This is a genomic window from Epilithonimonas sp., assembly GCF_036780765.1.
GTDB lineage: Bacteria > Bacteroidota > Bacteroidia > Flavobacteriales > Weeksellaceae > Epilithonimonas.
In genome coordinates this window covers 15,958-30,381 of record NZ_DAIQCG010000009.1, presented here as the reverse complement: position 1 = coordinate 30,381, position 14,424 = coordinate 15,958, and the positions used below count along the sequence as shown (strand labels likewise).

Sequence of the window (14,424 nt, the reverse complement as noted above, 5' to 3'; positions counted from 1 at the left end):
ACTATGGATTCCCGTATTTTTTGTTAAATTCAAAAACGTATTTTTGTGGAACTTAATAATCTATGAAAAATATGGAGGAATCATTACGAAGCAAAGTTGCAGAAATGCTCACTTCAAATTGGGCTCAAGATATTATTAGATCAAATGAATTTTACTTTCAGAAAGCTACTGACGCTTTACAAGATTTTTTGGTATTTGAGGTAAATGCAGAAACTGAAAATTTTCTTCGTTTAAATAAAAAAAAATATTCTGAACTTAAATTACTTTTTGATGATACAGCAGAACTCTCAGAGTTTGGGAAGCTGTTGCTGACAATTGTGTCGTATTGTGATTCAAATGCACATAGAAAAAAGGAGTTGAATCAGTATGATGATAATAGAGTTTTAGCATTTGCATTTGTTAGAATGAATAATTGGGTTGAGCAATTAATCTCTTATAAGTTTGGAGAAGATATTCCTGATGGATCTGTTAAAAATGCGATTAACTATATGTTGAATCCTCTAGATAATTTCACAATGTTGAGTGAGAATCATAGACAACAAATTTCGGAGAATCTTTTTTTTAAAGCTTATAAAAACACTACGTTTAAAGACAGTTTTTTAGAATATTTTGACGAATTTAGAATTGATGTAAGCAATTTAAAAAATAAGACACATCTTATAACAAGAATTGCATACTTTTTAGAAAAAGAATGGAAGGAAAGTTTAGTTGGTATTATGGCATCAGATAGTACAGGTTGGCTTTCTAACCACCAAATGAAAGATTCATACGATGTGTTTTGGAATTCAAAAAGACCATCTGGAACTAATAAAACGTTGAAGTTGTTACGAGAATGCATTGATGAGAATGGACATTTTAAGCTATTCTACACGTCGTATTACAATGTTAATTATATTGCAGAAGTAATTGATTTTGTTGAAAATGAAAAAGAGTATGAGAAAGCGAATTGGAAGCAAAATTATACAAATCAGGAAAATTGTCCGAAATATGACCAACTGCAGGACGATAATAAAGTTGCAAAAATTACTTTCTTGATTGATAAGTTTTATAAAGTTGGTCCAATTCCAATTAATCAGTTTAAAATTTACAAATCATATTCCTATCCAACACAGGATAATTTAACTCCTATTCAGGAATATATTTCGAATGCCAGAATAAATGAGATACAGAAAATGGAAAATATAAATACCTTACTTCAATACAAAAAACAAATCATCCTCCAAGGTCCACCCGGAACAGGAAAAACCAGATTAGCAAAAAACATAGCATTAGGAATGTTGGGTCTTAATAATGTGAATGAATTACAAGACAACGAAGAATTCAAACTTATTCAATTCCACCCAAGTTACACCTATGAAGATTTTGTACGAGGAATTGTAGCGGAGTCTAAAGGAGATAAAATTGAATATAAAAATGTGAATAAAACTTTAGGCTTATTTGCAGAAGAAGCATTGAAAAATTATCGTATCAGCTCTCAAAACTCCATTGTAAATAATTTAGATATTTGGATTGATGAAAAATTTGAAGATTTTAAAAATGAAATAGAAAAAGATGTAGAAGAAAGCGAAATTAACTTATCTGGAAATATTAATTTGTTTAAAGTAGAGGTTGATAATTTTAGATATGGTAAAGATTGGGCTTCACCTTCTAGAATTAATTTTTCGGATTTCAAAATATTAATAAAAGCAGTTCTGGAAAATCAATTAGTGATTTCATTACAAAAGATTCCAAAAGAACTTTCTGTTCACGCACATTATCGTTATACTTATTACAATGCTTTACTGAAAAAATTCTTTGAAAATTACTCTTATAATGGGGAAACTTATTCAGAAACTCGGAAAAACTACGTCCTAATAATCGATGAAATCAACCGAGCTAATCTTTCATCTGTTTTAGGAGAGCTCATTTATGCTTTAGAATACCGTGGCGAAAACGTAGAATCTATGTACAAAGTTGGAAATTCAAACAAATTGATCCTCCCTCCAAATCTCTGTATTATCGGAACGATGAATACCGCAGACAGAAGTGTCGGTCATATCGATTATGCTATTAGAAGACGTTTTGCTTTCGTAGATGTATTACCAAAAAATTTAGAATCAGAATTAAATGATGATTTTAAAGATGATGTTTTTGCTAAAGTTGCTTCATTATTTATTGAAGATTATGATTCATCTATCGATTATTCAGATGATAATGTGGTGATGAAAAAGTCAGAATATATGACTGCAGATTTCGATCCTAAAGATGTTTGGTTAGGACATTCTTATTTTATTCAGCATTATGAAAAAAATGAGATTGGTGAAGATATTAAAGAAAAACCTGTTGATTTCACTTTTAGAATTAGGTATGAAATAAAACCTATACTAGAGGAGTATATAAAAGATGGCATTTTGAAAGAATCGGCAAGAAGTATAATTAATTCTCTTTAATCATACATTAGAATGCTAAGGATTTCAGAACATTTTGAATATTATAATAAAGACCATATTTCTATTTTTCAAAAAATTGAAAATTGGGAGCACTATTTTGATTTATCAACTTTAGAAGATAAAATAAATTTTGAAAATGATAAAGAAAAAAACTGTGTTTCCATTTCATTAAATAGAAATTCTGAGGAAAATCAATACTCCTGCAGTATTTCTTCGTCTTATTATATTGGTTTAGATTGTTTTCCAAATTTAGGAGCTAACATCTATATTGAGCCAAAGATTAATAATGAAGAAAAACAAGTAAATTATGTTCAAATGCTTTTGGAATCATTGAAAGAACCAGAAAACTTTGAACATTTAGATGGCTTGATCTCTACAAAATTCGATGAAGATTGGATTGAAATTGACAATCAATTACAACCACTTTTAACACCTTTTTTAATTGCCCAGTTTTTATCTGTTGTAAAAGATTTAGTAAAGAAGGGTTTGAAAAAATCATATTACGAAAAGGTTGAAAATTTAAACAATAAAGTTAAAGGAAAAGTATTGGTAGGACAACAAATCAAACAAAATATACTTAAAAATCGTTACACAAAAACAATTTGTAAATTTCAGGAATTTGGCTTTGACATTGAATTAAACCAATTTTTGAAATTTGTTTTATCTTGTGTTTCAATTCATTTGGAAGATTATTCGAACAATTCAGACATATATAAAAACTTAGTAGAAATTCAAAGATACTGCAATGGTGGTTTCCATCAGGTAAGCGACAATACTTTCAGTAAATTGGATTTTAAAGAGAGTAATCCGTTTTTTAAAAACTATAATCGTGCAATTCAATTAGGAAATCAAATTTTGGCGTTAAATGACTACAATATTTCTAAAAACTCCAACAAAGCAAAAACATTGCATCCGCCATTTTGGATAGATATGAGTAAGTTATTTGAATTGTTTGTATTTGGAAAACTTCGTGACAGATACTCTTTGGAAGGAGAAGTGCAATATCATAAAAAATTCAATAAACAAGAACCAGATTTTATTATAAATACAAATTCTGGAATAAAAGCTGTTGTAGATGCGAAGTACAAACCACGTTATTCAAACGGAAATCCCACGATGGAAGATGCACGACAATTGGCTGGCTATACCAGGTTAAATAGTGTTTACAGAGAATTGGGAATCGAGAATGATGACGTGATTTCTACATATTTCATTTATCCCGGAAACTTAAATTTCACAGAAAAAGATCAGCACACTCAAGAAGATTTCAAAGTAAAAGAAGAAACTGAAGAAATTCCCCTTTTCGAAAGTTCATTCAGAGTTTCTTCTTCATATAAAAAAATGTATTTACAAGAAATTAATTTACTTGTGAATTAAACTGTTCAGTTTAAAGTTACATTATTAAGTTTTCGAAATCTTTAGTTAAAGTCGATCGTTCAATAATGTTTTTTAAACGAAAATGACGAATGTCTCCTTTTCTTAATAAGCAATTCGCAATGATAAAAGTTTCTTCAATTTCATCTTCGTTTTCAAATGTGCTAGTAGAGCAATTGGTTATTATTCTTTGTGTAAATCTTCCTTTTCTGTCGGTATAGTTGATTTCATAAAACTTATCTTGCTCCCAAGATAATTTTTTTATATCATTAAAGACGCTCGACGAATAATCTGGAAATTTATTTTTAGCTAAATCTGTAATTTTAAACTTCGTTGATTCAAAATCGAAATCTTGTAAATAAGATGATTTCACTTTTTTTGAAAAATAGTCAGAATATACGATCCGTACTTTATGATTTAAAAGAATTATGTTGATGATTTCAACTAACGTATTATTAATTTGACTTTTAGGATGTCCTTCAAATGGAGTGATTTTTGGAATTTTAAATAATTTACTTCCACTCATACCCAATTGTATAATATCAATTTTTTCTTGATCAAAGATAACTTCCTCTACAATGTTAAAAGGGATAAAATCCTCGGAAAATGATTGTTTAGAAGGGTTAAACCATTTGCATTTTAATAAGAATTTGCAAGAATCCTTTTTCAACGTACCATCTTTTGGATCTCTTCTATCTTTTAAAAATTTAGAATTTTCAACAACGTCAATTACGGTCATTACTGGCGGTAAGAAATCCATATAGGACTCAGTACGAAATTTTTCTTTATCACCTTCTTCACTCCAACTGATTTTCTTTTTCCCCAATTCTGCATCAGCAGTATTTAAAATCACTTGTTTTCCTTTATATTCTTTTTTTACAGCAGTTAATTCGGTTGGAAATGTTTTTTTTCCCGCAATGTTCTCTTCTATATTCTCTTTTTCTGCATTAGTAATAGGAATTATTTCGTCAATATTAAACCAAAATTTTTCGTAATTACAATTTTTAGAGTTATAGAAAGTGCCCAAAACTTGTCCTAAAAGTTTTTCTTCATTCTCAGAATCTGGATTGAATTTATTTTGCTTTAATATTTCGGTAACTACCATAAGTGGTGGGGTCATTAAAGCATTTGCTCCAATTTTCGTCTTTTGATTTAAAGAATAAGGGTGGTTTTTTAAAGAAATAAGATCACCAATTTGAAAGTTACTCATAGTAGTTATTTAGTTTTTTATTTTCCTATATTTGATGTACTCGTAGGAAGTTGATTTTTTACATCTAGTCAGGACTACAGGACTTCGGTCTTACTGCTTTTGCAGGATAAAAGTTTGCAATGCGATATTCCCGTTACAAGGAGCATCACGCATTCAAGCCACAAGATAAGTAATTTAATTATTAGTTCCAAATTCATTAATTCTGTTATTAAATAGGGTTTAACTGGAGCAACATCAATTAGTTGCAGTACATCTTTACGAACATTACAATGACTCAGTTAATGGGTACTAGTCCACTCTTCGGAGGTATGTAAATTTAATAATCATTATTGCTAGAACTTTCTACGGGGTTTTTTATGACAAATGATACAGTCAAACCAAATTGGATGAAAACCAAGGGATATTTACATTTATCCCCGAGTTTACGCATCAATGAAAATTGGAAAAGTTATCAAAAGAAAATCCAAGATCCTTCTTTCATACAGAAATATGCTTTTTATCCTTTAATGCATTCGATCATTAAAGAAAGGAAATATAAAAAAGTAAATTCGGAAAAACATTTAAATGAAAAAGAGAGGACGCATAATTTCAAACTCAATGATTTCAAATTTGAAAAAACAGCAAAAAAAAGACCTCTTCATTATGCTACACATTTTGACGCTTTAATTTATGGATATTACGCCTCAATACTAAATGAATTGTATGAAACGGCATTAAAAAAAGATCTTGGACTCGACGATTGCGTTAATGCTTACAGGAAAATTATTTTAGACGAAACTGGAAAAGGAAAGAGTACGATTCATTTTGCTAAAGAAGTTTTTGATGAGATTAGAGATCGTAGCGATTGCCAAGAGGAAGTAGGGGTACTAACTTTTGATATAGAAAGTTTTTTTTCAAGCTTAGACCATCAGTTGTTAGAAAAAAAGTGGAGCGATCTATTAGGTGAGGAAGAATTACCTCCAGATCACAAAAACGTTTTCAAATCTTGTACAAATTTCAGTTATGTATTAAGAGATGATTTGCGAATTAGAATACAAAAAAGTGGTAAACAATCTGGTTTTGATGAAAAAAAATTAGCAAAAATAAGAAGAGAAAAAGGTTTTAAAAGTTTCTTTGAGTCAAATGCAGATTTTCGAAATACTATAAAACAGGGAAAATTAAGAATTTATAAAAACTCATTTTATAATAAAGAAAAAATTCAAGTAGGTATTCCTCAAGGATTGCCCATAAGTGCAGTTCTTGCAAATTTATATTTGTTGGATTTTGATAAAAATATTCTTAACAAAGTTGTAAAGGATAAAGGGGGATTTTATAGAAGATATTCTGATGATATTATCATAGTAGCAAATGTAGATGATCTAGAAGAAATAAAAAATTATGTTGAAAATCTTATTAAACAAAGCAATCTAAAAATAAGTTCTTCAAAAACCGAATCTTTCGTTTTTAGAAAATCAATATACAATCAAGAACAAAATAGTAGACTAACTTCCTTTAAGCAAGTTGAAGGTAATGAAAGGAAAGACGCGCCTTTAATATACCTTGGATTTGAATTTCGAGGATACAATACCTGTATAAAATCAACAAATATTGCTAAATTTTATAGAAGACTAATTTCTATCGTTCGACGAAGATCTAATCGAGCAATAAGAAACAAAAATCCAAATATTCCAAAAGCGGTGTTTAAAAATCAAATTAAAAAATTATACAAAAAACCGTTACGAGATTTAGATGGGGAAAATAGAGAAATTAAACAGACTTTTCGGAATAGAACATTTCTTGTAGAAAATGAAAGAAATGAGTTTTCAATGATCGTTAAACCATTTGTAAATAAAAATAAATCAAACTATTTTAGCTATATTAAAAGGTGTGAAAAAATTTTCGATAGTAAAATTTTTTCTAAACAGCTTCGGAAAAAAGAACATTTGCTAAACACCGCTATTGCAAAGCATTTGAATAAATAAGGCTTGTTTTGAATAATCAAACTGCAGGAATTTGTCAAAAGACGAGGTGTTGCGCTAATGTATTATGATTAAAGATTTATAAACCATATTTTGTCACAAATATTTACTAAATTTGTGACTATAATTATTTATATAAACCGTGCAAACAACTCATAATCATATAGAAACTAAGATTAAGAAATCTTCTAAGGGAAAAATATTTTTCGCAGAAGACTTTCTGAGATTTGGCTCTGCTGAGAATATTCGGCAGGTTCTGCGTCGGTTGGAAGAACAGGGAGTTTTGGTTCGGTTGGCTCACGGAATTTATTTGGTTCCGAAGAAAGATGAGCTTTTAGGAACGGTCTATCCAAGCATCGAGGAAATTGCAAAGGAAATTGCGAAAAGAGATAAAGCCAGAATTGCACCTACGGGAGCGATGGCAATGTATTTGTTGGGGCTTTCTACCCAAATTCCGCTACACGCGGTTTACCTTACAGATGGTGCGCAAAGAGAAATTAAAATAAGAAAAAGCATCATTAAATTTAAGAAAACTGCCCCTAGAAATTTAGCGGTTAAGGATGAATTGCTTCAGCTCATCATTCAAACATATAAAATAACCGGCGAGAAAAATATTTCAGAAGATTTTGAGGAAAAACTTACAGTCTATATTAAGAAAATAGACGAAAAAGTATTAATGTCTCAATTGAAATATGCACCAGTTTGGATTCAAAAAAGAATAAAAAACAGATACCTTTCATAAAAATGTGGCATCAGCAGCTTACTAAAGAACAAAGAATTGAAACCTTAAACCAACTCGCTCTATCAACAGGTTATGCGCCTTTTGCGATAGAGAAAGATTGGTGGGTTTGTATGGTGTTACGCGCTGTTTTTCAATCAAAATATAAAGACCAAATTATCTTCAAGGGTGGAACTTCTTTAAGCAAAGCTTATCAAATTATCGAACGGTTTTCGGAGGATGTCGATTTAATTATTGATAAAAATTTATTAGGATTTGCAGAAGATCCAGAAACCAAAACGCAAATGAAGAAACTTCGAAAGACCGCAGGAAAATTTGTAATCTCCGAATTTAGAGAAGAATTGGTTAAACAATTGGAGAAGTTAGAGATTTCTGAGAATGAATACGAAATTAAATATTCTGAAATTATTGACGATCTTAGCGATCCAAATCACTTAGAATTAGTCTATAACAGTGTGATTCCACAAGAAAGTTACGTGCAGCAAAAAGTTCTTATTGAAATGGGAGCAAGAGCAATGACAGAACCTTCGGAGAAAAAAATGGTAGAATCATTTATAGAAAACCATTATAAAGATGCCCCTTTTTCATTGCCACAATTTGAAGTTTTGGTAACTGTTCCTACAAAAACATTTTTAGAGAAAATACTTCTAATTCACGAAGAATTTTCAAAACCAATAGAAAGAATTAGAAGCGAGAGAATGAGTCGTCATTTGTTTGATTTGCACCAACTTTATCATACAGAATACGGAAAACGTGCACTAATTGATGATAGCCTTTTTGAAAGAATTGTTGATTTTAGAAAAAGAATGAATAATTCTAAGTGGATCAACTACGACAATCATAAAAAGGGTCTTATCAATATCATTCCTCCTCAAGAAATAATGAATAAATGGGAAGAAGATTACAGAATAATGCAGGGAAGTATGATCGTAGGCGAGAGTCCGAATTTCAAAACTTTAATTGAAATAATGAAGGAAATTATGGGTAAATTGAACAAGGTAGTAAGTTGATAATGATAGAAAATATTCAATTTAGCGTTTGTTTATATTCGTTAATTTAGTATCATATTTGTACCATTAAAACACAACTAATTGATTTTCAGCATTAGTTACTTTTGAAGAAGTCAAATAAGACCAGCGAATTATAATATAGAAAGTCCCTTTGTGTAAGCAAGGGGGCTTTTATTTTTCAACTGTTCAAAATTTAACAGAATTATAACATTTGTTATGAAAGTTTTAAAACTTGGTGGCGTGGTTATTGCTTCTAACTGAAGCGATTCTCATGTTTAATTTGAGTTTTCATGGTTATTAGTTTTTACCCAGCTTCGGCTGGGTTTTTTGTTTATATTTTACTAAAAAAAGATGAAAAAACTATATCATATCTATATTATCCGTTGCCAATTTTTACCAATCGCAAATTACAAGTAGAGATAAGATATTTACTTTAGAAAAAGAGGAATACGAGAATTTAAAAACATATCTTACATCCAAAAATATACCTGTAAAAGATACGATAGTAATTAAATATGATTATAAAAATGATTCCTGCTGGAATCTTCTCGATGAGCAATCCGACTCGAGAATTAAAAATGTTTTGCAGAATTTTAAGAAGCATGTTAAAAACTTCAATGATAAGCATCCGGAAGCGATAGCACTCAATTTTAGAGAGCCTGATCGTAATTTTAATAAATTAAAGCTTTGGGATGACTCAATAATCATTGACGAAAACCTTTTCCTTAAAAATACAATTTTTAAAAAGAAAAAAATGTGTGGAAATTCTGCCATTGTACTTAATGATCGCTCTTATGTATTAAAATCTTCTGACCCTCATTTTGATTTATTAGAAGCAATAAAATAATTGGACTTTTATAGGATTTAATATCTTTGCAATCCTAAAAACAAAATCAATGTTTTCAAAAATTACAGTTCACAGAGTCGGGAATAAAATCAATGGAGAATCTTTAACGCTTTCTCAGGAGGAGCTACAGCTGGATGAGGAGATGAAAGAATTGCTGGGGAATTACTTCATCAGTGCTTTTAAATCTGAAGAGCAGTTTCAGTTTTACAGTGATTCTTATTTGGTAAACAATCCTGTTTATAGTGCTGTGTCGGAGATTTTTGAAGATAAAGCCAAGTTCCAATGGGAATCTGAGAATATTGCTAAGCATCTGTATGAGGCAGCGGAGAATCCAAGAGTTCAGGCAGGTGAGATGTTTTTGGTTTATTTTGAAGGCGAAGTTTTTGAGTCTGCGGATGGGCAAAGTGAAAAGACTGATTCTATCGGGATTTTCAAAACCGAAAAAAGAGAAGGTTTCCTGAAAATCAATCCTCAGGACGAATCTTTTGAAATCGAAAGAGATTTCGGAATCAGTTTATCCAAGATTGATAAGGCGGCTTTGATTTATAACAGCGAAAAAGAAAGTGGCTACGTTTTGTCGGTTGTAGATAATAACAAAAACGGCGATATGTATTACTGGTTCGAGGATTTCCTTAAAGTAAAACAACGCGACAATGAGTATTTCCATACACAGGAAACTTTGTCTGTTTACAAAGATTTCATTACCCAAAAATTACCGGAAGAATACGAAGTTTCCAAAGCAGACCAAGCCGATTTCTTGAACAAGTCCATCAATTTCTTTAAAGATAAAGAAGAGTTCAGATACGATGATTTTGTAAAAGAGGTGTTGGTGGATGATAATGTGATAGAAAGTTTCTCTAACTTCAAATCGGATTATGAAAGCGATATGCAAATCTCTATTTCAGAAGATTTCCCTATTAATAATCAGGCGGTTAAAAAGCAACAGAGACATTTTAAATCCATCATTAAACTGGATAAAAATTTCCATATCTACATCCACGGCGACAGAGATAAATTGGAAACCGGACAAGATGACAAAGGGAAATATTACCGTTTGTATTTTGACGAAGAGAAATAGGATTTAACACAATCTGTATTTTTCACAAAAAATATTCTACATTTGCATTGATGTTAATCAGAAAGAACAGAGCTGTTAAGAATTTTATCTCGGTATTTTTTGCCGCGATGTATCTTTTTGTGGCTTTGTTTTCTTCGCAATTACACAATCACGAAGGCGAATCTTATTTCAGAGATTCCGGATTCAAAAAAACGGAGAAAAGCATTTCCAAAGAAGTTTCCAAAGGTCAATCTGGAGACTGTTTGGCTTGTCACTTTTTAGCGACTGGAAACTCATTGGTTCCGGAAGAATTCGTTTTTCATTTTGAAAACCATACCAACGAAGCACAACAAACTTTTTCTGTACAGGAAAAAATATGGTCCGCGACCAAATACACCTTTCAGCTTCGAGGTCCTCCATCAATTTCGTAATTAATCTAAACCTAGGAAAAAATTCTAGAAGACTCAAGATTCATAAGTATTACTTGATTGATTGTTTTGGAAACTGTGAGCTTTTGTAATCTTATCCTTAAGATAGATTTAAACCAACCTTTTATCGACTTTTTTGATTTTCATTAATTAAAAAATCAACCTCTGAGGTTTATTTTGGTATTAGTATTAATTACAATTTGTACATTTTTATTTGTGTAAATCCGTCGATAATTACAACAAATTTCAAGATTTTTTTATAGATACTTTTTTACAAAGAAAAGTATGCAATCTTTATTTTACAATGAAATTGATATATAGTTTATTGTTCATCTTTTGTGGATTGACAATTATAAACGCACAGAAAACATATACTGTCCAAGGGACTGTTCAGGATTTTCACGACAAAACGATGTTGGAAAATGCTGTGGTAAAAATCGGTGAATTCTCCACCAGAACAGATAAAACGGGAAAGTTTTCTTTTAAGCAAATTCCTGCAGGTCAGTACAAACTCATTGCAAAACATCCTGATTGTAATGATTATACTGAAAATGTAGGAGTTACAAAGGATGTTCATTTGGCGATTACGTTGGAACATCACAGTAACGAAATCCAAGGTGTAACAATTCACGGCAATCATAAAACCAAAGGTTCTATGATTGTGAGAACATTGGATAAAACGGAAATCGAGAGGAATTCCACGGAAAATCTTGGGAATCTTTTATCAAAAATTTCTGGAGTATCAGCTTTGAAAACAGGAAATAATATCACAAAACCTGTTATCCGAGGTTTGTATGGAAGCCGAATTTCTATCGTAAACAACGGTGTGAAAATGGCGGAACAGGAATGGGGTGTAGAGCACGCCTCAAATATCGATGTCAATGATTTTGAACATATTGATGTTGTGAAAGGTGCATCCGCTTTGAAGTACGGGAATGAAGGTGTTGGCGGTGTTGTCATTCTAGAGCCTGCGAATCTGCCAAAGAAAGATACTCTGATGGGAAGTGTGAGGCTTTCTGGGATTTCTAATGGAAGAGGCGGAGAAATTGGGGCTAATGTTCTCAAAGCCTGGGAAAACCAATGGTTTGTAAAAGCAGGCGGAAGCTATAGAAAAACGGGTGACGAATATGTGCCACATCATACGTTGCAAAATACTGGAATGGAATTTAATTCTTTTAATTTCTCGTTCGGGAAACGTAGTTTTCTGCAAGGCTTTGATGTGTCGTATAGTGGAACCAATCAGGAATTCGGGATTTACAAGGGTGCACATTTGTCAAGTCCCGAGGATTTTTATAATGCCGTTAATTTTGGACAGCCTTACTTTTTGGACAACTTCAGTTATGATATAGACCATCCGAAGCAAGAAGTGGAACATCATATTGCAAAACTGACAGCTTACAGACGTTTCGCAGATTTCGGAAAACTGACTTTTCAATATAGCTTTCAGCTTAACAGAAGAAAGGAATATGATATCCGAAGGGGCGAGCTGAATGAGTTACCATCTATGGATTTGAGACTCATAACACATTCAGCGAGTTTGGTTCATCTGCTGGAACGTTCCAATTGGAGTTTGGAAAGCGGAATCTCTGCAGGTTATCAGGATAATTACCCCAATCCTGCGACCAAAGCCAGACGTCTAATTCCGGATTATTATAGATATGATGCAGTTGCTTTTTCTGTTTTTAAATATAAATTCAATTCTAAACTAAATGCGGAAGCTGCTGTAAGATATGACTTCAGCAGATATGATTCTTATAAATATTATGATTCTGATAAATGGGAAGCCAATTATGCCGCAATTTTCCCGCAATTTTTTGTTCAGGAATCTGGCAGCAGAACTTTGACAAGACCTATTTTGGATTATCATAATTTGTCAGCTAATCTTGGATTGGATTATAAACCGACTCAGGATTATGAATTTAGACTTAATTTATCAAGAGCGGAAAGAACACCCAATCCTGCAGAGCTTTTCTCAGATGGATTGCATCATTCTGCAGCTATTATGGAAGAAGGAAATCTGAACATCAAGAAAGAAACGATTTATAATATTAATCTTTCATTGGCAGGTCATTTTGATCTGTTGAGAGGATTACATTTGGAAATAAATCCTTACTTGATGTATTCTGACAGTTTTGTGAATCAAGTTCCAAGCAGTGTTCTTAATACCAATCGAGGCGTTTTCCCCGTTTGGACTTATCAGCAAATCAAAGCCAGAATGATTGGAGTTGATGCCGATGCAGAGTTGTCTATTTTACATAATCTGAAATGGAAATCAGGTTTCAGTATTTTGAGAGGTGACGACCTTTCTAATAATGAGCCATTGATTCTAATGATGCCGGCAAAATTGAAAAACTCAATCGAATTGACGCTTAATAAACCAAAGAATTTCTATATCGCTTTGGAGAACGAAAATACATTTAAACAAAATCGTTTTCCGATAAGAAATCTTCCGGTAACTTTTATTAAAGACGGAGTAGAGTATAATGAGACAGTCGATTTCAGTTCTACACCGGCAGCTTATACTTTATTTAATGCTTCAATTGGAGCTAACTTATTTAAAAATCTGAATTTTAACTTCAGAATCAACAACCTATTTAACACAGAGTACCGCGAATATCTGAACAGGCTAAGATATTATATGTACGAGCCAGGAAGAAACTTCGTCGTAACTCTGAAATACAATTTTTAATTATTACAGCTTAAAATTTAAATCAAAATGAAAAAATTATTAAATATAACACTAGCACTTTTAGCAGCCTTTTTTATCTTGTCTTGTAGAAATGATGATGATGCAGTTCCGGAAGATGTACACGAGCACGACGAAATCGGAAAAGTGGTTTTAACATTGACTAATAAAGCTAATGCTTCTGATGTACAAACTGTCAATGTTATTAGTGGAGAAGCGGATGGACATTTGCATTTGCACTCGGGCGATACTTATACGGCGGTATTAGATTTCCAAATCAAGCACGATGATCATTACCATTCTTCTGATGAGATTGAGGAAGAAAAAGACCACCACTTTATTACATTTGGTCCAGCTAATGCAGATATTGTTGTAATGAGAGCAGCAGACGATATTGTAAGAACAGACGGTCAAAAATTAGGAATGAAAACAGAATGGAATGTTAATTCTACTCAAGAAACTGGAAAAATGAATATCAAATTAATCCACGGTCCTTCAACAGTTAATCAAAACTATCCGTCAGCAACCAACCAATTAGGTCAGACAACTGGAGGTGAAACAGATGTTGATATTACTGTGGATGCTCATTAATCCCAAGATCATTCAATTATATCTAAATAAAGATGTCTTTTGTAAGGCATATTTATTTTTTTAATGAAATTTTATGATTTTTTATAAAATTCAAG

11 protein-coding genes are annotated in these 14,424 nt (G+C 31.7%); 10 read left to right on the top strand and 1 reads right to left on the bottom strand.

The annotated features are described in order from the left end of the window. Nucleotides 1-71 precede the first annotated feature (71 nt). Together V7P73_RS12425 and V7P73_RS12420 are read left to right on the top strand one after the other, a co-directional pair. Entirely contained in the window at nt 72-2,429 is a 2,358-nt protein-coding gene (locus V7P73_RS12425; protein ID WP_333854153.1) for an AAA family ATPase, read from the top strand. A gap of 12 nt (nt 2,430-2,441) precedes the next feature. Continuing rightward, nucleotides 2,442-3,806 (top strand): 5-methylcytosine restriction system specificity protein McrC, encoded by a 1,365-nt coding sequence (locus V7P73_RS12420; protein WP_168637557.1) that lies wholly within the window; start codon nt 2,442-2,444, stop codon nt 3,804-3,806. Nucleotides 3,807-3,822: 16 nt separating this feature from the next. On the opposite strand, the gene V7P73_RS12415 is transcribed toward V7P73_RS12420, so the two are convergent. After that, on the bottom strand, nt 3,823-5,013 hold the full coding sequence (locus V7P73_RS12415) for a hypothetical protein (RefSeq protein WP_333854151.1): 1,191 nt from the start codon (nt 5,011-5,013) through the stop codon (nt 3,823-3,825). A 386-nt stretch (nt 5,014-5,399) separates the two neighbouring features. Here V7P73_RS12415 and V7P73_RS12410 point away from each other — a divergent pair, with 386 nt between their 5' ends. From V7P73_RS12410 to V7P73_RS12375, 8 genes are all read left to right on the top strand, one after another. Continuing rightward, nucleotides 5,400-6,974, top strand: coding sequence for a reverse transcriptase domain-containing protein (locus V7P73_RS12410; protein WP_333854149.1), 1,575 nt, complete (start codon nt 5,400-5,402; stop codon nt 6,972-6,974). 139 nt (nt 6,975-7,113) lie between these two features. Continuing rightward, nucleotides 7,114-7,713, top strand: coding sequence for a DUF6088 family protein (locus tag V7P73_RS12405; protein ID WP_333854147.1), 600 nt, complete (start codon nt 7,114-7,116; stop codon nt 7,711-7,713). 2 nt (nt 7,714-7,715) lie between these two features. Further along, nucleotides 7,716-8,720, top strand: a complete 1,005-nt coding sequence (locus V7P73_RS12400; protein ID WP_333854146.1) for a nucleotidyl transferase AbiEii/AbiGii toxin family protein — start codon at nt 7,716-7,718, stop codon at nt 8,718-8,720. Nucleotides 8,721-9,303: 583 nt separating this feature from the next. Further along, nucleotides 9,304-9,567: a hypothetical protein gene (locus V7P73_RS12395; RefSeq protein ID WP_333854145.1), complete on the top strand. Its 264-nt coding sequence runs from the start codon at nt 9,304-9,306 to the stop codon at nt 9,565-9,567. 49 nt (nt 9,568-9,616) lie between these two features. Next, nucleotides 9,617-10,645 carry a nucleoid-associated protein gene (locus tag V7P73_RS12390; RefSeq protein ID WP_333854143.1) on the top strand — a complete coding sequence of 343 codons (1,029 nt, stop codon included), beginning with the start codon at nt 9,617-9,619 and terminating at the stop codon, nt 10,643-10,645. 50 nt (nt 10,646-10,695) lie between these two features. Further along, nucleotides 10,696-11,055: a hypothetical protein gene (locus tag V7P73_RS12385; protein WP_333854140.1), complete on the top strand. Its 360-nt coding sequence runs from the start codon at nt 10,696-10,698 to the stop codon at nt 11,053-11,055. A gap of 301 nt (nt 11,056-11,356) precedes the next feature. Further along, nucleotides 11,357-13,741: a TonB-dependent receptor gene (locus tag V7P73_RS12380; protein ID WP_333854138.1), complete on the top strand. Its 2,385-nt coding sequence runs from the start codon at nt 11,357-11,359 to the stop codon at nt 13,739-13,741. Between the two features lie 27 nt (nt 13,742-13,768). Then, a complete protein-coding gene (locus V7P73_RS12375; protein WP_333854136.1) occupies nt 13,769-14,329 on the top strand; it encodes a hypothetical protein in 561 nt (186 codons plus the stop codon). The last annotated feature ends 95 nt before the right edge of the window (nt 14,330-14,424 follow it).